Annotated in this window: 26 protein-coding genes; 19 read left to right on the top strand and 7 right to left on the bottom strand. The window is 38.9% G+C overall.

Going from position 1 to position 21,736, the window contains the following annotated elements:
- Positions 1-1,176: 1,176 nt before the first annotated feature.
- The 12 genes from A6755_RS22995 to A6755_RS22940 all read left to right on the top strand — a co-directional run bounded on the left by A6755_RS22995 (position 1,177) and on the right by A6755_RS22940 (position 8,860).
- On the top strand, positions 1,177-1,791 hold the full coding sequence (locus A6755_RS22995) for a hypothetical protein (RefSeq protein ID WP_063592092.1): 615 nt from the start codon (positions 1,177-1,179) through the stop codon (positions 1,789-1,791).
- 4 nt (positions 1,792-1,795) lie between these two features.
- Positions 1,796-2,011, top strand: a complete 216-nt coding sequence (locus A6755_RS22990) for a helix-turn-helix domain-containing protein (protein WP_063592091.1) — start codon at positions 1,796-1,798, stop codon at positions 2,009-2,011.
- A gap of 39 nt (positions 2,012-2,050) precedes the next feature.
- Positions 2,051-2,869, top strand: a complete 819-nt coding sequence (locus A6755_RS22985; protein WP_063592090.1) for a helix-turn-helix domain-containing protein — start codon at positions 2,051-2,053, stop codon at positions 2,867-2,869.
- Between the two features lie 129 nt (positions 2,870-2,998).
- Positions 2,999-3,589 carry a hypothetical protein gene (locus A6755_RS22980; protein ID WP_063592089.1) on the top strand — a complete coding sequence of 197 codons (591 nt, stop codon included), beginning with the start codon at positions 2,999-3,001 and terminating at the stop codon, positions 3,587-3,589.
- 86 nt (positions 3,590-3,675) lie between these two features.
- Positions 3,676-3,816, top strand: coding sequence for a hypothetical protein (locus A6755_RS27335; protein WP_174878764.1), 141 nt, complete (start codon positions 3,676-3,678; stop codon positions 3,814-3,816).
- A 61-nt stretch (positions 3,817-3,877) separates the two neighbouring features.
- Positions 3,878-4,087: a hypothetical protein gene (locus A6755_RS22975; RefSeq protein ID WP_063592088.1), complete on the top strand. Its 210-nt coding sequence runs from the start codon at positions 3,878-3,880 to the stop codon at positions 4,085-4,087.
- Positions 4,088-4,115: 28 nt separating this feature from the next.
- The gene (locus A6755_RS27330) at positions 4,116-5,033 is read left to right on the top strand and encodes a hypothetical protein (protein WP_063592087.1); all 918 of its coding nucleotides are present in this window, start codon (positions 4,116-4,118) and stop codon (positions 5,031-5,033) included.
- A 169-nt stretch (positions 5,034-5,202) separates the two neighbouring features.
- Entirely contained in the window at positions 5,203-5,835 is a 633-nt protein-coding gene (locus A6755_RS22960; RefSeq protein ID WP_063592085.1) for an HGGxSTG domain-containing protein, read from the top strand.
- 851 nt (positions 5,836-6,686) lie between these two features.
- On the top strand, positions 6,687-6,938 hold the full coding sequence (locus tag A6755_RS22955; RefSeq protein WP_217349295.1) for a DUF1653 domain-containing protein: 252 nt from the start codon (positions 6,687-6,689) through the stop codon (positions 6,936-6,938).
- Positions 6,939-7,140: 202 nt separating this feature from the next.
- A complete protein-coding gene (locus A6755_RS22950; protein ID WP_063592084.1) occupies positions 7,141-8,154 on the top strand; it encodes a hypothetical protein in 1,014 nt (337 codons plus the stop codon).
- An 84-nt stretch (positions 8,155-8,238) separates the two neighbouring features.
- A complete protein-coding gene (locus A6755_RS22945) occupies positions 8,239-8,592 on the top strand; it encodes a hypothetical protein (RefSeq protein WP_063592083.1) in 354 nt (117 codons plus the stop codon).
- A gap of 70 nt (positions 8,593-8,662) precedes the next feature.
- Positions 8,663-8,860 carry a hypothetical protein gene (locus tag A6755_RS22940; RefSeq protein ID WP_063592082.1) on the top strand — a complete coding sequence of 66 codons (198 nt, stop codon included), beginning with the start codon at positions 8,663-8,665 and terminating at the stop codon, positions 8,858-8,860.
- Positions 8,861-9,583: 723 nt separating this feature from the next.
- Here A6755_RS22940 and A6755_RS22935 read toward each other — a convergent pair.
- Entirely contained in the window at positions 9,584-9,874 is a 291-nt protein-coding gene (locus A6755_RS22935; RefSeq protein ID WP_053533810.1) for a hypothetical protein, read from the bottom strand.
- A 415-nt stretch (positions 9,875-10,289) separates the two neighbouring features.
- On the bottom strand, positions 10,290-10,496 hold the full coding sequence (locus A6755_RS22930; protein ID WP_063592081.1) for a hypothetical protein: 207 nt from the start codon (positions 10,494-10,496) through the stop codon (positions 10,290-10,292).
- Positions 10,497-10,884: 388 nt separating this feature from the next.
- On the opposite strand from A6755_RS22930, the gene glsA reads away from it, so the two are divergent.
- Positions 10,885-11,826 (top strand): glutaminase A, encoded by a 942-nt coding sequence (glsA, locus tag A6755_RS22925; RefSeq protein ID WP_063592670.1) that lies wholly within the window; start codon positions 10,885-10,887, stop codon positions 11,824-11,826.
- A gap of 128 nt (positions 11,827-11,954) precedes the next feature.
- On the opposite strand, the gene A6755_RS22920 is transcribed toward glsA, so the two are convergent.
- Positions 11,955-12,149: a hypothetical protein gene (locus A6755_RS22920; RefSeq protein ID WP_053533812.1), complete on the bottom strand. Its 195-nt coding sequence runs from the start codon at positions 12,147-12,149 to the stop codon at positions 11,955-11,957.
- A complete protein-coding gene (locus A6755_RS22915) occupies positions 12,136-12,657 on the bottom strand; it encodes a tyrosine-type recombinase/integrase (RefSeq protein ID WP_063592669.1) in 522 nt (173 codons plus the stop codon). Before A6755_RS22915 ends, A6755_RS22920 begins: the two co-directional genes overlap by 14 nt.
- A gap of 417 nt (positions 12,658-13,074) precedes the next feature.
- Between A6755_RS22915 and A6755_RS22910 the strand changes: the two genes are divergently transcribed.
- The 4 genes from A6755_RS22910 to A6755_RS22895 all read left to right on the top strand — a co-directional run bounded on the left by A6755_RS22910 (position 13,075) and on the right by A6755_RS22895 (position 15,964).
- On the top strand, positions 13,075-13,347 hold the full coding sequence (locus A6755_RS22910) for a hypothetical protein (RefSeq protein ID WP_134402178.1): 273 nt from the start codon (positions 13,075-13,077) through the stop codon (positions 13,345-13,347).
- Between the two features lie 330 nt (positions 13,348-13,677).
- A complete protein-coding gene (locus A6755_RS22905; protein WP_052137180.1) occupies positions 13,678-14,385 on the top strand; it encodes a sigma factor in 708 nt (235 codons plus the stop codon).
- A 30-nt stretch (positions 14,386-14,415) separates the two neighbouring features.
- Positions 14,416-15,000, top strand: a complete 585-nt coding sequence (gene clpP, locus A6755_RS22900) for an ATP-dependent Clp endopeptidase proteolytic subunit ClpP (protein ID WP_034305312.1) — start codon at positions 14,416-14,418, stop codon at positions 14,998-15,000.
- Positions 15,001-15,376: 376 nt separating this feature from the next.
- A complete protein-coding gene (locus A6755_RS22895) occupies positions 15,377-15,964 on the top strand; it encodes a DUF6241 domain-containing protein (RefSeq protein WP_063592079.1) in 588 nt (195 codons plus the stop codon).
- 151 nt (positions 15,965-16,115) lie between these two features.
- Here the strand turns inward: A6755_RS22895 and A6755_RS22890 are convergent, their stop codons facing one another.
- Together A6755_RS22890 and A6755_RS22885 are read right to left on the bottom strand one after the other, a co-directional pair.
- Complete coding sequence (locus A6755_RS22890; protein WP_063592078.1) at positions 16,116-17,009, bottom strand: TauD/TfdA dioxygenase family protein; 894 nt, start codon at positions 17,007-17,009, stop codon at positions 16,116-16,118.
- Positions 17,010-17,038: 29 nt separating this feature from the next.
- Positions 17,039-18,028: an ABC transporter substrate-binding protein gene (locus A6755_RS22885; protein ID WP_063592077.1), complete on the bottom strand. Its 990-nt coding sequence runs from the start codon at positions 18,026-18,028 to the stop codon at positions 17,039-17,041.
- Between the two features lie 381 nt (positions 18,029-18,409).
- On the opposite strand from A6755_RS22885, the gene A6755_RS22880 reads away from it, so the two are divergent.
- Positions 18,410-19,177, top strand: coding sequence for an ABC transporter ATP-binding protein (locus tag A6755_RS22880; protein ID WP_063592076.1), 768 nt, complete (start codon positions 18,410-18,412; stop codon positions 19,175-19,177).
- A 22-nt stretch (positions 19,178-19,199) separates the two neighbouring features.
- On the top strand, positions 19,200-20,033 hold the full coding sequence (locus A6755_RS22875) for an ABC transporter permease (protein ID WP_063592075.1): 834 nt from the start codon (positions 19,200-19,202) through the stop codon (positions 20,031-20,033).
- 61 nt (positions 20,034-20,094) lie between these two features.
- Here A6755_RS22875 and A6755_RS22870 read toward each other — a convergent pair whose 3' ends face one another.
- Positions 20,095-21,264 (bottom strand): ATP-binding protein, encoded by a 1,170-nt coding sequence (locus tag A6755_RS22870; RefSeq protein WP_174878763.1) that lies wholly within the window; start codon positions 21,262-21,264, stop codon positions 20,095-20,097.
- Positions 21,265-21,736 lie beyond the last annotated feature (472 nt).

Genomic DNA, 21,736 nt, shown 5'->3' with positions numbered 1-21,736 from the left:
TACCGGATATTGGGAGCCTTGAGACGGAAAATCATAAGAGGGTGGGAGGGTTGCTTGAGCGGTAGCTGACATTTTTACAAAGTATATTTTTTGAATATTTTTTTCTCACCAAAAGCCCTCAGGAGGCTCTCAAAGCGATTCTATTCGTATTACATACAATCAGTTATTCAAGGAGCTAGAAGAGTCCTCTCAGAGCCTTACAGAGCAATTCAAACTCCTCTTTGTCATAGAAATACTCCTCGGAGCCATTTGAAGCCCTATCAGAGCGTCTCTAATCGTTTTGAATACAAAATTCAGAAGCCATTCAAAGAGCTGAGAGAGCCCTCTGAGAGCTTCTCAAGGCTATTCTGACTCCACTGCTTCACTCTCGGTTGCACTCTGAACAAAACATGAGCCAGTCGTTCTCCAAATAGCAGGACCTCTCAAGAAGACCTCAGGAGGCTCTCAGGGAGCTTTTACCTCTCTTGAATACAAATAAATACTATCGAAAGATAATCAGAATACAGGGAGAGCTCCTAAAAGCCCTCTCAGATGACTTTATTCGCGAAAGTAGTTATGAAGTTCATTCCCGAGCCAAAAGCAAAAATGAGATCGCTCAAGATTCTCCTCGATTGGATAAAATAAGCGTGATTTTGAGAAAACTCAAAAAAATTTTTTTCCCAGTCGTACCAAGGGATCAAGGCACTTCTGAGGACGAAAAAGAGCTTTTTTCACTCAAAAAAGGTAACAGGACCGGAATAATGTATATATGAGAGGATCTTTTTTAAAAAGTAGGATTTGCTTCACATTATAGGTAAGGACAGTAAACAGTGCTGGCACACTATAGTTAAGAGCATAATTTTAAAATTTCCGTTTATCTGGCTCCTAGAGAGCTGGCTCTTATTTTCTTCGTAATTTGGCTTTGCAACTTTTTTTGTCATTAAATGCAAGGAGCTATTGATTTAGCTCCCCTCTATCAGTCTTCTCTCCACAAGAAGACCTCAGAACAACAACCTTTGCCACGACCTCCCCAAGAGCGAGCGAAGGGTTGTTCCCCTATCATTCAAACTGGTACAGGTCTTCAAAGTGACTATAACAGTTTGAGCTTATCTGCATTACTCCAAAGGCTGGCTGACGAGCTGGTCTATTTGCTTTGGGGTAGTGTCAACAAAATAGTTTAAAAGGAGTGATGTGGAAATGTTTACAGTAAGACAAACAAACAAAACTAAACAAATTGAACTTATAAATGAAGCTGGAGAGGTTGCTCAGAAGGCTTGTAAGACATGTAGAAGGTTGAAGTTGGCTGAGGAGTTCCCAACATATAGTGATGGACGCTTGAGAGCTTCTTGTGAGCCCTGCTATAAGGATTACAAAAGGAACTACGATAAGGCAAACAGAGAAAAGAGGATAGTTTACCGCCAAAGAGAAAGAGCTGTTAGACTCGGACTTCCAAGCAACTTCTCTGATGAAGAATATTTGGAGCTCAAAGCTTTCGCGGCTGGTCGCTGTATGATTTCCGGTGAGAAAGTCGAGCTTCAAGTTGACCACGTTCAAGCTATGAGCAAGGGCTGGCTCGGTAGTACAAAAGGAAATTTGATTCTTGTCTCTGAGAGGGTCAACCAAGCAAAAGGAGCAATGAGCATTTTCGAGTTCATTAAAAGTGAGCGTTCAAACGGTTTGATTGATAAGGAACAACTTGAGAGAACAATACATTACTTGGCTCAAGCAAATGACATGAGCTTTGGTGGATATGTTGAGTTCCTGAGGTTGGCTGAAGATTTGGCTCAAAGGAATAAAGAATATTGGAGGTGACGAAATGAGCGTTGAAATTTACGTTGATATTGAAAAGATTCTAAAAAGTAGAGGATTGACGCTGACTCAACTTGCAGACAAGACAGGGATTCACAAACAAGCTCTCTCAAGGATAAAGATTGAACGAGCAATAACTTTTAAAACGCTAAATAAGATTGCTTCCACTCTTGGTGAGAACGATCCAATGAGCTTAATAAGCGTGGAAGTAAAGACCAAATAAAACAAACTAAAAGCTGTATTCAGCAGGAGAAAAGAGAAAATGAAGAATTTTGAGGAGATGACAGTGAGAGAGTTGGTTGAACTTGGAGGAGAAGCAAAAAGTCCTCAGAGAGTCAACTCAGACAAAGCTTTTAAAGCAAGAATGAGACAGGAAGACAAGAGGACGTTTGTCCAAGTTGAAGATGGAGGAGTAAAAGGCATGAATAAAACTTTGAATTTGACCCAAGCAGGAACTTTCTTGAGCTTACTAGCGTATATGGATATGAATAAAGAGGGCTTGCTTTACTTCAACCAGAAAGCTCTTTCAGCGAAAGATATTGCTGAACTAACAGGAAAGTCAGCTCGGAGCGTTCAAACTCAAATAAGTGAGCTTGTAAGCCTTGGATATGTAAGAAGTGAGAAAGTAGGAAGAAGCTTTCAGTATTACATTGACCCTCGATTGGCTTCAAGAGGAACGAGAACAGAAAAGGACTTTTTTACAAAGCTTTACAACATCCAACTCAGAGAAAAAATTAAAAAGCTGACTGTTCAAGAACTGGGTTTATTGTTCATGATGCTTCCATATTTCAACACTAAGTTTTATGCACTCTGTAGGAACCCACACGAGTTGGACGCGAACAAGGTTGAGCTATTTGACCGAGAGCGTTTCGCTGAGGAGGTCGGAATTTCCTTGGTTCAAGTCAAGCGATTAATTGCGAGCCTTCTCAAGAAGCAAGCGCTAGTTGGTTTAAGGACTTGCAGGACAGCGTTAATAATTACTCCAAAGCTAGTCTCAAGGCAAAACAGATTCGTAACGATTGAGGAAGTGACGGACGTTATTGGAAACGAGTTGAACGTTCGAGAAAGAATGGAATGGTAAGAATACCTTACTCGGTTTACTGAGAAGGAAAATAAAACGGATCCACCTTGGAGCAATTCGCTCGAAGGCTTATTTGACATTCAAAAAAAACATGCCGCCCTCAGAGGCGAGCTCAGGAGGAAAAATACTATGGGATTATTCACAAAGAAAACAAACGAATTGGAAGCATTGGAAGTAAAACAAGGGAGGTTGCAAGAGAAGGCTCAAGAGCTTCAAACTAAGATAAGTAAGATTCAGAACGGTCTGGCTATAGCGGAAACAAACTTAATGATTGACGAGACAGCCGCCAACAAAAAACAAGTTGAGAAGTTCAAGTCAGCTATTGAGAAGACTCAAAAAGAGCTTGAAGCTATTGGAGCTGAGATTTCCGAGGTTGGCTCCCAGATTGGAGCTATTAATGAGGCTGAGAAGCAAGCAAAGATTGACGAGGCGGCTAAGGCTTACGAGGAGCGAGTTTACTTGGCTCACAAGCGCAGAAAATTTGAAATGAAAGCTGAGGAGCTTGTAAGCAGGCTTTACGGAAAGACTGGAATGGCTGACGCTCAAGAATTGCAGAGAATGGCTGGCTTGAAATACGGAGAACACTTTGACGCTTCAAAACCAGAGAATGCTCGACTGAGTGAAGCCGCAAACAAGGCTTCAGCTTCCGGAATTTCGAAGGCTGAAAAGGAGTTCAGTGAGCTAGTTGCTAAGATTGAGGCTTTCATTGAATTGAACTAAGACGTACTACTGAGGGAGGCTTTCGAGCTTCCTTCTCATTAAAACGAATAAGGGGAAACAACCAATAAACTTCTGAGGTGATTTTTGTGGAAAGGAGACTAAGTGATTTTAGAAAAGAAATGCTTTTTCAGCAACTACGATTCGATGAAAAGATGTTGGAGCTTAAGCTCAAGGAGAACTCGATTGACCGCACGATTGCAAGCATGAGAACGGAACTAAATAAATGACAACTAATGAGCCGGATCATTCTGGCTCTTATTTAAATACAAAAACGAGGTGAGTTGCTCAATGGAGAACGTTATTAAATACTATGAAAGTTTACTTCTAGACTACTCGGAAGCGAGCAGGATTGCACTTGAGACAGGTCGAAAGAGGTTGCTTGCTTTTGCCTTGGAGAAGCTCGAAGAGTTTGAGCGCTCTTTTATTGAGACTTTCTCTTTCGAGAAGCTTATGGAGTTGCAAAAAGAGTTCAACTCTAAAGGCTTACTTTCAGTTTAAGAACAAAACAAAAATATGAGGTGATTTTATGTCAGGATTTATTAGCAACAAATTTTCGGAAGGATTTTCCAGTGATTTCAACGGTCAGAGTTTCAGTGAGGTAATTAATGGAGCGCTTTACAAAGACGCTGAGTTGTTCTCTGTCGGCACTCACAGGGGAGTTGAATACACAGAGGAAGACCTTCAAGTTTTGGTTGACACCTTCTACCCTGAGGACGAAATTCCGGTTCAACTAGACCACTCCGACTCAGCAAAAGATACGGTTGGCTTCTTACAAGAGGTGAGCTTGAGTGGTGGGAAGCTATTCGGAAAGCTCAAGATTATTGACAAGGAAGCTCAGGAAAAGGCTCAGAATGGATTGTATAAGAAGCTGTCAATTTCATTCTACTTGGAGAACTTCAACGGTAAAGCGAAGCCCTACAGGATCCGAGAAGTTTCCTTGGTGGCTTTTCCACAAGTGAAGTCAGCTCAAATGTTTGCTGAGGATGGAAGCTTGATTTCAAACTACGAAGACGGAGGAAACAAGATGAACACTAAAACTGAAAACAAGAATTTAGAACGATTGGGTTTTTTATTAGACAAGGCTTTAAATACCAATGAGTCGCTCAGTGTAGCGGAAATAAAAGAACTACACGCTTTGTGGGCTCTGATTGAAGAGACTGAGAAGGAAAAAAGGGAGAAGGGTGAGCAAGAGGACTTGAGCGAGAAGATTGAAAGGGCAGTCAATAAGTCAATGATTCAATTTGCTTTGAAGCGTCAAAAACAAGTTTCCTTTGATAAGCTTCCAGCTTCCGAGAAGTTCAACCAACTCAAAAAGACTGTTGACGGTCTCCAAAAGTCTCCTTATGTGAAAGCTCTTCTTGCTGAGAAAAAGGAACAGGAAGAGAAGGAAGCTTTCGAGCGTTTCTATGAGGAACATACTAAAAAGCATGGGAAGAGCTTGTAATGAGGAGGGAACTTTATGAGCAAAAGCACTGAGGAGGAAATGGTTTCAATTCAAGCTGAGCTCATGGAGCGTCTCAAGTTGAAGCGTCAACTAGGAAACTATGAAGAAAAGAAAAGAAAAGAGAGCTGGAGGAACGATATGACCAGCTCCAAAACAAGAGGTGAAAGGAATGGGGAACAAAAGAAGCAAACTCCCAAAGGAACTGAGAGAACTCATTGCTCAGACTGAGGGGGAAACTAATGAGGAAGCTGTAAAGATTATAAAGCGCAAGCTTAAAAAGGAACCCTCCATATGTGGAGCCAAACAGGGGAACGGTTCAATTTGTGTTCGCTCTCCTCATATTAAGGAGGACGGTTCTTCAAATGGAAGGTGTAAAACCCATGGAGGGAACTCTACAGGACAAAAAACTGAGGAAGGGAGGATGAAAAGTATGGCAAATTTAAACTCGAAGGCGGCTCTAGTGCATGGAATTTACAGTCAGTCATTTAAAGACCAGCTCACAAAAGAGGAGGTTGAATTTTACAATGAAACTGTCGAGTGGTTCCTTGAGGAGAACGAGATTGACCCAGTGAACCTTGCAATGCTTGACCGCTACATTTTCAACTTCATTAAGCAAGCTCGAAAGGACTCAGCGAATTTCCTAGACGAGTCTCCAAGCTACAACGATTTTGAAACCAAATTAATTCGACTAGCTGAAAGCTTGGGATTAAACCGGAAGTTTACGAAAAGTAAAGAGAACAAGGACAACGCTTCAATAGTCTCTCTTACTGATTTGTTCATGGACGAAGAAGACAAGGAATAAATAATGCGAAGCTAAGCTTGAGAAGGATCCGCGAGAAAACAACGCTGAAGGAACTTCCTTTCGATGACGCTCTGGAGTTGAACTCTTGGGATTCCCTTACTCTTGGCTTCCTTATCGGTTCGACTAAATTGACAAGGGAGCTGGTTCTTTTGATAAAAAGTCATTAAATGTTGGGGTAAAAGCTTGTAATATTCATAAAGAAGATTGATATTAATAGCCCTCAAGATTTCAATGAAGTCAGGAATGTTGCTTTTGGTCAATATGAAGGTAAGTCTTCGATATAGTTGTAATAGGTGAAGACTAAAGCTCATTGCATTTCACAAGCATATAAAAGGAAGGAACTAGCAGGCTTAGAACGCAACTCACGTAAACTAACAGCCCCTAGCACAAGGGGGCTTTTATAATTGCTTTCTATTAATAAAGCTATAATATGTAAAAACTATTAATCAGTTTTTTATTGTAATGAAAAAGCCCAGAAAAGATTGAGTGCGCAAGGTTTTTTTAGACCAAGTTATTTCTGAATATCGTTATTTCTTTACGTCTATATAGCAAAAAAAACCATTACACTCTAGTGAAATTGTGAAGGTTTATACTTAAACTAACGGGACAGGATAGTGAAAGAAGGAATTATTGTTGAAGTTGTAGAATAAGCTTAAGAATGGAAAAATAAGTGGGTAAATATGAATAAAAACCTAATGTCGTTTTCTGTTATCCGCAATCCGCGAGCGTAAAATGTCTCTTAGAAAAAGTACTATTGCAAATTCTACAAATCTTTAACCTCTGGAAATATTTACGGATCCAAAATAGAGGTTATAATAAGTATAGGTAAATTTTTCAAGGAGTGGATAGTTATGGACGAGTTAGAAGAAAGAAAAATTGAATTACGCAATCATAAGGGGAGGATGGTCAGACATTATAAAAATAAAGAGTATATAATATTGGATATTGCATTACATACTGAAACGGAGGAAGAATTAGTAATATATAAAGCTCTTTACGGTGAATGTGGTGTATTTGCAAGACCAATAGACATGTTTGTTAGTGAAATAAGTACTGAAATGGATCTTGAAAATAGTCAAAAGTGGAGATTCGAATTAATTTAAATAATAGTTAAAATAAAATCTATTCTATAAGGAGAGATTAGTTTGCTACTTGACCTAATAAAAATATTAAAATTAACTGTAGTTAGAAAGAATAATGTTGTGGCAGAATATAAAATTAATATCAAGAATAAAAATAAAAAAAATACAGAAAACATTCATTTCTTTGAGAAATATAGAGTTTAGTAGAAAGTGGTGTTAGTTTATGGGAGTAGGAAAATATTTTAAAGAAAAATTGATTGCTATCCATAAGTGGAATCAAAAAAGATGGTTAATTATACCTCTAATTACATCTACTATAGGTGTATGGTTCTCTTTAATACTTACCTATTTGGGAATAAACTTGCATCTTTTAACAGTGATAAACAATACTAGAATACTTACATGGCAGGGGTGGGTTTTTACTGGTCTAGTTGTACTAGTTTCAACTATATTTGTGATCGCACAAAGGGTCTACGAATTTGAAGAACTAAATAATGGTAAAGATAAAGCTGAATTAGTATTGCTAAATGTCATGAATTCCGCGTCAAATGAATTATGTGATATTAAGTATGCTACCCTAAAGGAGCAAATAAAAGATATTAAGAGTGGATTAAATGAAGCACCTCAGATTTTAAGTAACCCTAAAGAACAACTAAAGCACATAATAAAATGTTTGAATGAGTCCCTGTGTACAATTTTGTCATATCCCGATTATAAAATAAACGGTAAGGAAATGTATATATGTCTTCATTATAATTTCCCAGATGAAAATAATAGAGAGTGGTATCTTGCAGAAAGTCTTTATGCAGAAAAAAGTATTTCTAAAAAAGAATTACTAGGTAATAACTCTACTTTTAATAAGATTCTAAAATCTAAAGAAGACCTTTTATTCTGCAATTCTAAAGAAGATGCTAGAAAGCAAGATTCATATGTTCCAGATTCAGAAGATCACTATGATGAAAATAACAACCTGAAAGGGTCTATAGGTTGCTATAAAATTCAAATTATCCATCAAAATAAACCATATATAAATGCTATTATTTCATTTGTAACTTACTCCAAGAAATTTGTTAATACAGATGATAAGAAGCATATAGATACCCTGAAATATAATGTTAAAGAAAATATTCTTTCTATATATAAAAAAAGAATTAGTATTGAGTTGTGTTTATTATATATATCAAAGCTAAGGGAAATTCAGCAGCAACAAGTTAATAATGAAAAACCCACAGCATAGTTCATCAATTTCTATTATAAATAATAGGGTTAAAACCACTCCTTAAAGGGAGTGGTTTAGCTTTTGAGATGAAGACTTATTAAATTGTATGTTAATGGTAAAGAAACAACTGGACCAAATAGAACGACAACAAGAATTACTTTCGGATGTGCTAGAAACGTTATTTTCCTTAAAGGAAATATAAATCCTAGATTAATCCTTATTCAAGTAACGGGTGCGTTAGTAAAAAGTAAAAAAACCATACTTTGCATTGTTGAGGGCTTTGAATATGTAAGACAAATTTTAACGTTATTTGATAAACAATCAAATCTCTTTGAGAGTATGTTGGTTTTATTAGAAAACAACCATGCTAGGATGCTTACATACTTTATCGGTCAAATTTTCGTGAGTTGTAATTCAAAGTTTGAAAGCCAAATTTATGATTATTTATTTACATAGGAAGATTGATTTTCAAATGAGAAACGCTCTGAAGTTGTCCTTATTAACTAAAAATAGAGGAGGACTCTTAGTGAAATTGAAGACCATTGTTTATATAAATTCCAAGGAAACTAAAGAGCCACCTTATTTCAATATTAAGATTAAGCTCGGAGAGGAAGCTATTCTTTTTTCAATTAACGAGAAGGATCACCCAAAGCAATTTAAACAGCTTGAACGGTTCTGGTTTATAAATAACCCTCCAAAGTTATACGAGGAAGAAGGCTCTTGAGGCTCTCTCTATTGGAACCGAGAAAGTGAACTCATAGAGCTAGAATGTGTTTAACTGAGTAGAATTCTCTTGTTCTGGCTTTTTTTTGCTGTCTCAGTGTGTTGCTGAGGAAGCCTACAAGCGAATTAAATCTGTTTCAATGAGTAATTGTACTATTAATTGATTTTAGCATGCCACTGAGCGGGCTTCCTTTTGCTCACGAGCTCAACTCACAAACTTTTTCTTGGCAACTTCTTACTTTTAGTATAAAGTGGTATTAATAGATTGGTCGTATGACAGTAAGTAGCGGTAAGCTCTCAAGTTTGCTGATAAATATATACTGGTGAGCCCTTTGGAGAGCGACTCGACTCAAAATCGTGTTCCTCTGGAGTGCCGGTTCGACCCCGGCCACCGGTATCACCAATAGCGTATGATTGCTATTACAAAAAGCTTCACACTTAATTGTGTGAAGCTTTTTTGTGTTCATGACACTACAAGATCAAATAATTTTCCATTACTCAAGAATGAAGGAAAAGTGAAACGAAGGAGCAAACAAAAAATCATGGGAGTGATTAAGGGTATTAGGATATCATGTGATACACTGTGACAGACGCCTATTGAAGCTACAAAACGATACATGAATTATCCATTAAGGAACATGTTTGTTACTACGATTAAAAAAAAGAAACGAATGGTCAAAGAGTATTAACTCTGCCATTCGTTTCGTTAACTTTGATAAATGATTTAGAATTCAATATTCATAGCATTCAAGTCTGCTTCGGTATAGCCAGAAGCGGAGAGTGCGATTTCAATTCTTTCAGCAGCCTTATAATCAAATAATTTGAATTTAGACATTAATGCGAAAGCATTTTGATTTTCGATCGCCAAGGCAACAGCCTCCACGTCTTGCAGTAACTTCAGGTCTTCAATATAGAATTGAGCGGTTCTCATAGCTAAATACTCATTCGTTGTAGTCGAACTGTAGAAAAGCCTTGTTAAAGTGGCGATTGCGTTAGGAACGAAAATCTTATTCATAATTACCCCTCCACTATTCATAATATTCTGTCACCCGAGTCATTACTAGTATGAGTCACTCTAAAAATGTTGTCAATCTTTATCTTTTGAGCATTTTTACTCACCAGTTGAAAGTAGGTATATATTGAAATTGAGTAATAAAATATCTGAGACTTTTCCAAAGGCAAAAATCATTGCACCGGGTGCACGACGTAGGCGAAAGAATGAAGTTTGTTTACGAAACGAACCAAATTATATGTACCATGTTGATTCAAGCTTGATCGTTATGTCTCATGTTCGATCATAACCAGTTGGATTATATACTTCATCCATTTACTTTATTCAACAAATGGGCCATTTTTTTTTAGAAATTCTTTCAATGATGGGATCGTTTCTGTGCTCGAAAATTTTAAAGGGCTTATGAAACAACAGATCCTTATAAACTGTAAAGAAGGCGGGCTTCCACATTACGCAGTTCTCCAGATGAAACACTATCAGCCACAATTATTTGCATTGTTCTCGTGGTTGTCATTCGTTTGTCTGGATATTTCATTTGTAGCTGCTGTTGTATCGCTCGGAAAAGTTCATTATTTTCTGGACGGTTGGCGTTATAGATTTCTTGTAAACTTTTTGATTTTCCCATGACTTTTCCTACTTTCCATCAAGTGTGAAATACATATAAAAGATAATATTCGTATGGTCTATATTTCCGTCTGATCGCTTCTAATTCCTTCTTTTTTCAATTAAATCTTTAAAGAACAGAGAAGTTGCCCCTGTTTTTCTACAAGGCGTTAGCTCACCAGTCTTACAGCTTGACTATTGTTATATATGTTGTTGTTTTTCTTTATTCTTTAAAAAAGAACCTTTGCATTAAACAGGAGGGAGGACTAGGAAGAAATCCAAGACCAGGAAAGTAGCCGTTTCGCAGTTTTATAAATAATATCGATGGAATATGGCAATAAATAAAAAAACACTATCTAGGAACGCTTCACAAAAACATATTTTCTAAGGGGCGGAAAATTGTGAACAATATGGGATGTCAATGCAGGTCCAATGACGAATTACAGCAACTGGTTGATGAGGCAAAAAAATATACGAGTGACGGGACAGTGGCAGACTATATACCGGCTCTTGAAAAGGCTAATCCTGGGGATTTGTCTGTTGCTATTTACTATCCTGACGGGAAAGGATATTGTGCGGGGGATGTAAGCGGTAAAATGACCCTTCAAAGCATATCAAAAGTTTTGACACTTGCTCTTGTGTTAATGGAAAAAGGGGAGGATCATGTTTTTTCCTATGTAGGAAAAGAACCCACTGGCGATCCTTTTAATTCGATTGCCAAGCTAGAGACAAACAAGCCATCCAAGCCGTTAAACCCCATGATCAATGCAGGAGCATTGACTGTGACCCACATGATTGAGGGGGCCAGTGTAACCGAGCGATTTGAACGTATTTTACATTTTATCCGGGAATTGACGCAAAATCCGAATATCGGCTTTAATGAAGATGTTGCCCGGTCAGAATATAATACAGCAGACTTGAATAGGTCGTTAAGTTATTTTTTAAAACAGCATCAAGTAATAAATGAGGATGTGGAGGATTTAATCGAATTGTATTCTAAGCAGTGTGCCATTGAAATGGACAGTCAGGATTTAGCGAGGATAGGCTGTGTGCTGGCCATGAATGGTAAAGATTTGCTGACGGGAAAGCAAATCATCCCAGGGGACATTGCCCGTATTTGCAAGACATTCATGGTTACCTGTGGCATGTATAACGCATCAGGTGAATTTGCCATTAATGTTGGCATACCGGCTAAAAGCGGTGTGTCAGGGGGAATCATGGGGGCCGTCCCCGGAAAATGCGGGATTGGAATTTATGGTGCAGCGCTGGATGAGAAGGGGAACAGCGTTGCCGGGATAAAAATCTTGGAAATGATGGCGAAAAAGTATTCCTTAAGTATGTTTAATTTGTAAACATGGAAACCAGTACCGAGTCAGTCGGATGTTAATTGAGTTCAGTGTAAAGCCTTAAGGAAACAAATCATTTACCTTCAAGGCAAAAAAAAGACCTCTGCACATAAGGGCAAGGTCTTAGGACTATTTCATAACAAGTTGGAGAAAAGGGATACTTTTTTATATAAAGCATTTACCTCTTTATTTCGATGTTCCCCGATTTCATTTTTTAGCTGGCCTTCCATATCGGTCATTAGATCAGCTAACTTCAATGCCTTTTGTCTGTCGGAAATATTGCTGCGAATGATAGATTCATATTTTGCATTGTATTCAGTCAGTGACATTTCTTCCGTCCTCCCATAGTGTAAAGTCATATAAGCTGCCCTCTGTTCCTTCATCAGCAACCCCAATGTACTTAAGTGTAATTACAGGGTGTGAATGGTTAAGGATCATTTGTAACTCAGCGAGGTTCTTACTTCGTTTATAGTGCCAGTACCCGAATGTTTTCCGCATGGTATGTGTACCGACGCCCTCGATGTCCACCATGTCAGCCGCTTTATTAAGCTGTCTGTAAGCTTGTATCATACTTATTGGCTTATCTCCCTTGCGTGAGGGGAATAGCCATTCACCATCAATGGTGGCTATATAGGCGGCCAATTCATTACATATAGTATTGAGCTGTATCATTCTTGGCTTTTTTGTTTTCCCTTCCTTGATGATGACCTCCATCTTGCCTTCAATGTCCTTTATCTTCAGCGATAATAGATCAGTCACCCGTAAGCCGGTATTGATGCCTAACAAGAATAATATGTAGTCTCTCTCGCTGCAATGTCTTTTCAATGACCATTTCATATCATCTAATTTTTCCGAAGATCTGATTGGTTGAACGTCAATTAAATGTTCTTTTGGCAAAAGTGATCACCCTTATTTCACGCCAATGGAATCAGTATTTTGAATGTATACTTTTAAGAGTAACACTGAAAAAGGAGGGAAGTCAATTTGAGGGTATATTGATATTTTTTGGACTGTCCATTTTATAGGGTTCGGAGTATTTTTAGTTGTTTATTGAATAATGGCAATAAAAACTTCTGGAACTTGATATAATGAAAATAGTAATATTTTTCTAAACTAGTGTTATTGATGGATATTTAATAGATGAATTAATTCATTCTGAATGTAATATGCTTTAGCAGGATTGGGGAAACCACCATGAAGAGAGTTTTGGCTATATTGAAAAAATTACACCCTATAATGTCAAGGGTGATAACCATGGCAATTATGGTTTTGGTTTTTTACTGCATGTTCATGTTCGCAGACCTGGATAATGATAGTTCAGACAGCGAGCGTCATAACGAGCGGTCGGTGAATTTTGAAGAGATGAGCGATCAAGAGTCTGAATCTGAAGAAAAGCCAGCAGGGTCTATGGTGAACTATTGTAAAGATAGCGCTAATGAGAGTCGCTCCTCCAGTTGGTTTGGTATGGAAGTAAACGAAATGGAACCTAGCGAATACACGGTCGAATGCATTGAACACTTAGAATAGCAGCAGAGTTCCTATGGATCGAATTCAGGATTCACACCATGGACATCAGGTACGTTACATCCAAGCTTCTGGCTGGCTTATTGGAATGAAGCGGAATGCACGGGAGTAATGGTCTACACTGAAATGATTGGTGATGAACCGGGTACACAGCGGGGGAGGCCTATATTAGCCTGTTTGGATCTTAACCAAACAGGTTTTTAGTATGAAAGGAAATCCAATGGAAAAAATGGAATAGAATATAATGAAGCATGAAGGAAAATTTTTCACCCCCATATCTTTTTCTCTTTCTGAAACGTTTAGAGGATAGAGGGTGTTGAAGGAGTGAGAAAAATGATAAATAAATTGAGGGAAGATATTTCTGAAGAAAAGGATAACGGTACAATTTTGCGTGAAGTTTATCCTGAATTGATTCGGTTTTGCCGATTTCTGACCCAAAATAATTGGGATGGGGATGATTTGGCTCAGGAAACGATATTGAAGGCAATGCAGGGCTATGGGAAAAAAACGGTGATAACCACAGCTTTATTGAAGACGATAGCCCGACATTCCTGGATTGATACGATACGAAAAAGGAAAAAAGAATCTTTAGACGATCTGTTGGATACCGAACAACTGGGGGCAGTTGGGGGAAATGTCTTTGAAACGGTTGAATATATAATAAAATCCCTTACCCCGAAACAAGCGGTAGTGTTCATATTAAAGGAAGGATTCCTCTACCGGTCAAAAGAAATCTCAGATTACTTGAACACCACGGAAACGGCTGTAAAGGCAATCTTGAACCGTGTGAAGAAGCGTTTTGAGAATGACGTGGAAGATCGTAGGTTGTCTTGCGTGGAAGTTTGGCAGGATGAGGAGGAGCAGCGTCTCATGTCCCTGATGACACAGGCTTTAAAAGCCCAAAATCCTGATATCCTCATTAGAAGCATCCCATCTTTCAAATCCCTGAACAGTGAGTCGATGATTCCAAAACTGATGAATCGTTCGAATCTTTCCAAATCAAGCTTCACTCCTTCAAACACACTCTCAATGGCTGCATAGCCAATATTATTGTTAGGAGGAAGAAGAGATATGACCACCATTCCATATGTAATTGAGCAATCCAGCAAGGGTGAGCGCTCGTACGATATTTATTCCAGACTTCTAAAAGACCGTATCATCATGATTGGGGAAGAAATCACCGATCATTTAGCCAATAGTGTGGTTGCCCAATTGTTATTCTTGGCAGCAGATGCACCTGATAAAGAAATTACCATCTTCATAAACAGTCCGGGGGGATCGACCAGTGCCGGTTTCGCCATTTATGATACAATGCAATATATTAAGCCTGATATTCGGACTGTATGTACGGGGATGGCCGCATCATTCGGTGCCATGCTTTTATTGGCGGGTACGAAAGGGAAAAGGTGCGCTTTGCCAAATAGTGAAATCATGCTTCATCAACCGCTTGGTGGGGCGAGGGGGCAAGCAACGGAAATCGAAATTTCTGCCCGAAGGATTTTGAAGCTAAAGGATCATATCAATCAAATCATCTCCGAAAGGACCGGTCAGCCTATCGAAAAGGTGGCGAAGGATACAGATCGCGATTACTTCTTAAGTGCAAATGAGGCGAAGGATTACGGTATAATCGATGAAATAATCGTTCAGGATAATTAATTCCGATAAAGACGCTGGCTGTACGAAAACGAAAAGAAACTGCTGTTAGATTGGCAGTTTCTTTTACCTTTTTACATTACTCCATATATTTATCCACCCCCCCCCCTACCTTGTTCCAATACTAATCCAAATCCACTAACTCCGCTTCACAATGCCCGGCACCCGGTATTATCAATTTGTCTTTGTCTACTGTTGCTGCATTATATGTGTCACCAAGTATGCAATGAGTGACGAATGAATCTTCTTAAAAAAATGGAATGGTATGTTGGGTAATTATCGATATCTGGGTTGGATGTCTTCCTTTTCTGGATAGTCCATCCATTTAATATGTTAAAATAAATAGTATCTGACATTATCAATCTTGGAGGAAGTTTTTATGAAGAAACCGCAAAAGGTTTTACTTATTAGTGGAATCTCTGCTGTTGCATTATTCGGGGTGGGGGTTGCTTCCTTTAAAATCATGGAGAACTCCAATGAGTACGAAAAAGCTCAACTCGTAATGGAAGCCAGGGAAGCCAAAGAACAAATTGAAAGAGAAAGAGAAGATGAAAAAATCGAAGCCAAAAGAGAAGCGAAAGCTAAAGCTGCGGAACTTGAAGCGAAAACGGCGATATATGATGGGATTGAATTTGAAACAGGACTTGATGAGGGCTCAACCGAAACGGAAGTCATGGACGTCATGCATAAAATGACTCATCAAAAGGTTCGTTCGCAAGATAAATGGGGAGCTATACCGATATCCCCTAAGAATATAGAAGAAGTTTATAAAATAGTGGATTCAAGTGATTTTCAGCATAGAGATAGATTGCTGTCCATCGCTGCCCGGTGGCGAGATTTTGATTTTAGCACGATCGTTCAGGACCATAACTTCTTTTGGGAAGACAAAGCAGGCACCGTTGGAAAAGCCCATGGAACATTAAGTCGGGCAGAAGAGGCTGAATTCATTGAAGTTAATTTTAAATGAGGGGACAAAGTACTGAAAATGCCAAAGGGCGAGTTGGCTAGTCCTACTCAATAAAGAAAACACTCAAACTTCCTGCAATAAGGCCGTTTGAATGTTTTCATTCGCTTATGGGGCAGTCAAGTAATGGAAGCTTACCTTCGATACAGGAGTTTTATTTCTTAATAATTAGTCTGCTGGACTCGTTCTCCTTGTTTACGGGAACGTCTTTTCCTACAGTGACCCTGCGAACGACGCGGTGCTGGTTCCCGTAATCGGCAATAGCGTAATGCTGCGTGGCTAGGTTATCCCAAATGGCCACGTCGCCTTCACTCCATTGCCAACGCACGGTATTTTCTAAGCGCGTGACGTATGAATCGAAGATGCTTAATAATCTTTCGGATTCACTTGTTGTATAGCCTTCCACTCTACCAGCAAAGCCACCTAATAACAAATGCCTTTTTCCGGTTTCGGCGTGTACGTGGACGACTGGGTGCCTTGTTTTATAAATGGTCGATTCGAATATATCACGATACTTCTTTTTAACCTTATCATCAATGTTTTCGGCTGGTTTAAATTGAGCATAATCATATTCATTTGTATGGATAGCCCATAGTCCGTCCGCTAATTTCTTCAATCCATCCGGCAGGTCCTCATATGCTTCATTCGTATTGGCCCAAACTGTATCTCCGCCGACATCAGGGATGGTCACCCCTCTTAAAACAGAGTATTTAGGAACCTCTGGAACGAAAGTGACATCAGTGTGCCAATGGTTTGCTTTAGCACCGCGTTCGGAGTCAAGCTCGAAAATATAATTAGTATTGTCTTTGACCGGTACTGTAGGATGTGCATAAGGTTCACCCAATAGTTTGGCAAATGCTTCTTGGCTGGCATCGTCCAAATGATTTTGACCTTTGAAGAATATGACTTTATGATCGTTTAACGCTTGTTTGATTTCATTGAAAATAGTTAAATCCAAGTCTCCGCTTAATTGCACTCCTTGAATTTCCGCTCCAATCCTTCCTGCTACCGGTACCACTTTCAATTGTTGTGTTTTAGTTTCCGTCATAATCAATCTCCTCCTGTAAGGTTAGTTTTTTATTTTTTAAAGGCTTTCTCAATGTATTCATTGTTGATGTGATTTTTAAAATTAAATGATTTCTTGATATAACCCACACCAGCTAAAGTATCGATGGATTCTTGTTGTGCTTTGATGGCATCTTCGGTAAAGAAGATATTTGGTTCTTCGGCCGTTATTATTGTCTTGACCGTACCGACTGGCAATTTAGTTTCTTTGGAATAAATTTCAGATGCTTCATCTGGATTTTCAATTTGCCAGTCGGCTGCTTTTTTATAAACCTTTAAATAGGCCTCGACAATTTCAGGATGCTCTTCGGCAAAGCCCTTACGTGCAATGATTGCACCAGGAGCTAATATTTTTCCTTTTACTTTAAGTGCGACAGCATTCCCTTTTTCAATATTATTAAGGTAATAAGGGTTCCATATTGCCCAGGCGTCCAATTTTTTGGTTTCAAAAGCCGCCTGAGCATCATCTGGTTGCAAATTGATGAGTTTAATGTCATCAGTCGTTAAGCCATGGGCTTTCAATGCCTTGATTAAATACACATGACCCGTTGTCCCCGAGGCAACACCGACCGTTTTTCCTTTTAAGTCTTCAATCTTCTTTATGTTACCTTCTGCTTGAGCCAGGATCCGGACAGATGACTCACCCCGTCCTGTTTGTGCAATCACTTCGAATGGCAGATTCTTATCAATGCCGGCAATCAGTGCACCATCCCCTAAAAAAGACAGGTCAACCCGATTGGAAGCGAGGGATTCCAAAAGCGGGGGACCACTCTGGAATTCACTCCATTCGATTTGGGCATCCAGTTTAGAAAACTCTTCGTTGAACAATCCCTTTTCCTTTGCAATGACCAATGGTCCCATCTTGCCATTTAAGGCAATATGAACTTTCAGTGAATCACTTTTCCCGGAAGCTTTGCCGGCATCGGAATTACAGCCTGCCAATACAGCGATGCTAATGATGGCAAGTAGTACTGCGGTTAGATATTTACGATATTCCTTCATGAATTCCCTCCTTTTATACAGCTATACACATCTGGATAGTCAGACTAATGACGAAAAAGAGATTCAACGAAGAGTTTGCTTGGTTACTCTTCATTGAATCTCCGGTAGTCCAGTTGATTCACATGACCTTTATTTAATTGGCTCCAGTGTGAAGCGGATTTGTGTATGAATGCATCTTAACAGCTGTTAGAATTATCTGTCAATTATTTTTTTGCGACTAATCCGATAAAATAAATTGGTATTAGGTGTTGATTATAAATAATCGATAAGTTAATATAAAATGAAATATTGAATCGACTAGTTAACTAGAGATTCAGCAAAGGGACAATATGTGCCTTATTGCTGGATCTCTATTTTTTTAATTAAGAAAGGGTGAGGGGATTGGTTGCGACGTTAGAAATTAATCAAGTAAGCAAAACATTTAAGAATGAAAATGAAAGTGTCCATGTTTTGGATCATTTAAATCTGACCGTCAACAATGGTGAGTTCGTAACCATCATTGGTCCGAGCGGCTGCGGGAAAAGCACATTATTAAAGTTGATCGCAGGACTTGATTCAGACTTTGATGGCACGATCATGGCAGGGAATCTTAAGGTTAGCGCCCCATCTAAAGACCGTGGTTTCATTTTTCAGGAGCACCGATTATTTCCATGGCTAAACGTGGAGAAGAATATTGCAGGTAACCTTCCATTAAAGAAACCGGACATTCGAAAAAGGGTGGATGATTTGATATCACTTGTTAAACTAAAAGGTTTTGAGAAGGCGTATCCACGCCAATTATCCGGAGGAATGTCGCAGCGTGTGGCCATTGCCAGGGCCTTATTGCGAAATCCTGAAGTTTTATTGCTGGATGAGCCATTCGGTGCATTGGATGCATTCACGCGAACGCATCTTCAAGAGGCTTTACTGGAAATATGGGAGAGGAATAAGACAACGATGGTGCTAGTCACCCATGATATTGATGAATCCATCTTTTTATCGAGGAAGGTGGTCGTCATGGATGCAAAGCCTGGACGGATTAAAGCTATCGTTCCGATTGATTTGCCATACCCAAGAACCCGAACAAGCAAAGCGTTCCAGGAATTCAGGTCCGTCATATTAACCCAACTTGAACATCATCCAGCAGAGGTGGAAGATTGGAGCATTTAATTGAATTTTTGAAAAAGGAAGGATGAAAATTATGTCTACACAGACCGTTGCACAAAACAAGCACCTTGTCATAAGGGAAACGACAAAACAATCCAAACTTGCCAAATCGGCATTGCGGGGTTCGGTCCTTCCCGTTGTCGTGCTGATTGCATGGCAAGCATTAGGTTCGGTTGGCATCCTGCCTGCCCAATTGTTCTCATCCCCTTTATTGATCGTCATGACGTTCATTGATCTCGTCCAGTCGGGGGAAATGGGCATGCATTTACAGATCAGTTTAACGCGGGCTTTTCTTGGCTTTGCCTTAGGAGGGTTTTTAGGCTTATTGTTTGGAGTCATCGTTGGGATGCAAAAAAAATCCGAAGAGTATCTTAACCCAAGCATTCAAATGTTACGAACGGTTCCTTTACTCGCGATCACGCCTTTATTCATTATGTGGTTCGGGTTTGGTGAACTATCAAAAGTGCTGCTTATTGCTTTAGGTGCTTTTTTTCCTCTATATCTACAAACTTTTTTGGGTCTTCGGAATGTGGATAAAAAACTCTACGATGTTGCCCTAATCTTGGAGTTTAGCCGTCGGGAACAAATAACGAAGCTCATGATCCCGGCAGCATTGCCTAACATATTACTTGGTATCCGTTTAGCCTTAAGTGCGGCTTGGATGTGCCTGGTCGTCGCTGAATTGCTTGGTGCGGATAGAGGGGTGGGCTTCATGATCCAGGATGCCCGTTCATTCATGCAAACGGACGTCGTATTCGTAGGCATCATCATTTTTGCCCTCGCTGGTAAAATCTCAGACTCGTTAGTCCGCCTTTTAGAAAATCATTTGCTGAAATGGCAAGATAGTTTTAAAGCCTAATTGAAAAAGGATGACCGCCCGGTGATGGGTGGTCATCCTTTTTCTTATTAGGTATGTATGTTTAATCTATTTCTTTATATAAGGGCAAATAAATGGTGAACGATGTTCCTTTGTTCACTTCGCTCTGTACCGCGATTTTCCCTTTGTATTTTTGAACGATGGAATAACAAACGGTCAGACCGATACCGGTTCCCCTATCTTTAAGCGAGTAAAATGGGGTGCCGAGTATTTCAAGCTGTTCTTTTGATAAGCCTATTCCTGTATCCGTTATTCGTATTTTTGCCATAGTGCGTTCCTGCTCTGTTTCCACCTTGATGAATCCGGGTTTGTTCATTGACTCAATTCCATTTTTCATGATATTGACCAGTATCTGTTTAAGCTCGATGGGATTCATGTTAATGTGCAGGTCGTCACGGAAATCGAGAAGAAAGCCGATGTTGCGATTATTGGCAAAACTGGTCAATAGGTCGGAAATCTTTTGGATTTCATCATTTAAAGGAATGACCTGTACATTATCCGTTTGCGGTTTAGCTAAAGACAAATAGTCATTGATAATCACTTGTGTATATTCAAGTTCCGTAAGCATGGTCTGTACATAAAATTTTTCCGTTTCATTCAGTTCTTTCTCTTGATCTAATAGCTGGGCAAACCCTTTAACGACCGTAATCGGATTACGTATCTCATGTGCAATGGTGGCAGCTAGCTGTCCGACTGAGTTCAATTGCTTGGCCTGCTGTATTTCCTTATGAAATGCATTATTGGACTCCATCCTATTGTTGGTTCCTATGAATACGAATACCAATATGATTTGAATAGCGATGAAATTAAGCGTGTTGCCGAAACTGTCCAAAGCGACATATTCATAAGTGTGTTGAAGATCCGTTTTTGAAATGATCAATATGGAAGCGGGACCTAATATGATATTTAAAGTGGCCACAATATAAAACCCGATCTTATCAAAGAGAAAAATGGGAAACAAGGGTGCTATAGCAAATAAGGCCAGCATGATGGCAGTATCCGGGAATATCCAAAACTTGCTATAAAAATAAACAGTAATTAAGAAAATGAATAGGGTTTTATAAAAATTGACTTCTGTTTTTAAGAAAAATAACAGAGAAATTATCATCCCCGATATTAAAATGACCTGTAATGTCATCTCGTAGGGATTATCTTTCCAACTTATAGGTGATACAGAAATCCCAACTAATAGTAAAAAGGATATCATTGCCATGAAAGCCTTCAGTATAAATCGGTGTTTGTTTTGATAATATTGATAATTTTTTAACATAATTCCCCTTAGTATTAATATTCTGTTTGCTTAATAGTAATATGATACTAGTTTTTTGTAAATCAGAAAAAGATAGATTTTGTCATCGATAACCTTTATATCTATATTTTGGAAAGGTAAAGGATTTAAGGAAAACATCCTGTCCGGGCCACAAAGGTGTGTCAACATCGGTACATCCTATCTAATATCTGGAATTTAGCGCCTATAAGTTTGGTTTTATTATAGGCATGGAAGACTTAAATTGTTTGAATAAGAAGCATGACTTGCATAAAAGCGGAGTAAGGAGTTAAGAAATGCGGAGGGTTTGGAAATATTTAGTTATAATCATTTGGACGATCGTTTTTTTCTACCATTTCAATATGTACATGCCAAGAAACATTTTATATTTTTTTAGAAAAAGAGGCTTTTAGGAGGC

This window comes from Peribacillus frigoritolerans, from assembly GCF_001636405.1.
GTDB classification, from domain to species: Bacteria; Bacillota; Bacilli; order Bacillales; family DSM-1321; genus Peribacillus; species Peribacillus frigoritolerans.
Note: the sequence above shows the minus strand (reverse complement) of the source record. Positions and strands in the feature narration are given on the sequence as shown.

What these genes read in the sequence shown, in the direction of transcription:
- A6755_RS22995 (WP_063592092.1), top strand. Translation starts at nt 1,177, where the DNA reads ATGTTTACAGTAAGACAAACAAACAAAACTAAACAAATTGAACTTATA.
- A6755_RS22990 (WP_063592091.1), top strand. Translation starts at nt 1,796, where the DNA reads ATGAGCGTTGAAATTTACGTTGATATTGAAAAGATTCTAAAAAGTAGA.
- A6755_RS22985 (WP_063592090.1), top strand. Translation starts at nt 2,051, where the DNA reads ATGAAGAATTTTGAGGAGATGACAGTGAGAGAGTTGGTTGAACTTGGA.
- A6755_RS22980 (WP_063592089.1), top strand. Translation starts at nt 2,999, where the DNA reads ATGGGATTATTCACAAAGAAAACAAACGAATTGGAAGCATTGGAAGTA.
- A6755_RS22975 (WP_063592088.1), top strand. Translation starts at nt 3,878, where the DNA reads ATGGAGAACGTTATTAAATACTATGAAAGTTTACTTCTAGACTACTCG.
- A6755_RS27330 (WP_063592087.1), top strand. Translation starts at nt 4,116, where the DNA reads ATGTCAGGATTTATTAGCAACAAATTTTCGGAAGGATTTTCCAGTGAT.
- A6755_RS22960 (WP_063592085.1), top strand. Translation starts at nt 5,203, where the DNA reads ATGGGGAACAAAAGAAGCAAACTCCCAAAGGAACTGAGAGAACTCATT.
- A6755_RS22955 (WP_217349295.1), top strand. Translation starts at nt 6,687, where the DNA reads ATGGACGAGTTAGAAGAAAGAAAAATTGAATTACGCAATCATAAGGGG.
- A6755_RS22950 (WP_063592084.1), top strand. Translation starts at nt 7,141, where the DNA reads ATGGGAGTAGGAAAATATTTTAAAGAAAAATTGATTGCTATCCATAAG.
- A6755_RS22935 (WP_053533810.1), bottom strand. Translation starts at nt 9,874, where the DNA reads ATGAATAAGATTTTCGTTCCTAACGCAATCGCCACTTTAACAAGGCTT.
- A6755_RS22930 (WP_063592081.1), bottom strand. Translation starts at nt 10,496, where the DNA reads ATGGGAAAATCAAAAAGTTTACAAGAAATCTATAACGCCAACCGTCCA.
- glsA (WP_063592670.1), top strand. Translation starts at nt 10,885, where the DNA reads ATGGGATGTCAATGCAGGTCCAATGACGAATTACAGCAACTGGTTGAT.
- A6755_RS22920 (WP_053533812.1), bottom strand. Translation starts at nt 12,149, where the DNA reads ATGTCACTGACTGAATACAATGCAAAATATGAATCTATCATTCGCAGC.
- A6755_RS22915 (WP_063592669.1), bottom strand. Translation starts at nt 12,657, where the DNA reads ATGAAATGGTCATTGAAAAGACATTGCAGCGAGAGAGACTACATATTA.
- A6755_RS22910 (WP_134402178.1), top strand. Translation starts at nt 13,075, where the DNA reads ATGGCAATTATGGTTTTGGTTTTTTACTGCATGTTCATGTTCGCAGAC.
- A6755_RS22905 (WP_052137180.1), top strand. Translation starts at nt 13,678, where the DNA reads ATGATAAATAAATTGAGGGAAGATATTTCTGAAGAAAAGGATAACGGT.
- clpP (WP_034305312.1), top strand. Translation starts at nt 14,416, where the DNA reads ATGACCACCATTCCATATGTAATTGAGCAATCCAGCAAGGGTGAGCGC.
- A6755_RS22895 (WP_063592079.1), top strand. Translation starts at nt 15,377, where the DNA reads ATGAAGAAACCGCAAAAGGTTTTACTTATTAGTGGAATCTCTGCTGTT.
- A6755_RS22890 (WP_063592078.1), bottom strand. Translation starts at nt 17,009, where the DNA reads ATGACGGAAACTAAAACACAACAATTGAAAGTGGTACCGGTAGCAGGA.
- A6755_RS22885 (WP_063592077.1), bottom strand. Translation starts at nt 18,028, where the DNA reads ATGAAGGAATATCGTAAATATCTAACCGCAGTACTACTTGCCATCATT.
- A6755_RS22875 (WP_063592075.1), top strand. Translation starts at nt 19,200, where the DNA reads ATGAAAATTATGTCTACACAGACCGTTGCACAAAACAAGCACCTTGTC.
- A6755_RS22870 (WP_174878763.1), bottom strand. Translation starts at nt 21,264, where the DNA reads ATGGCAATGATATCCTTTTTACTATTAGTTGGGATTTCTGTATCACCT.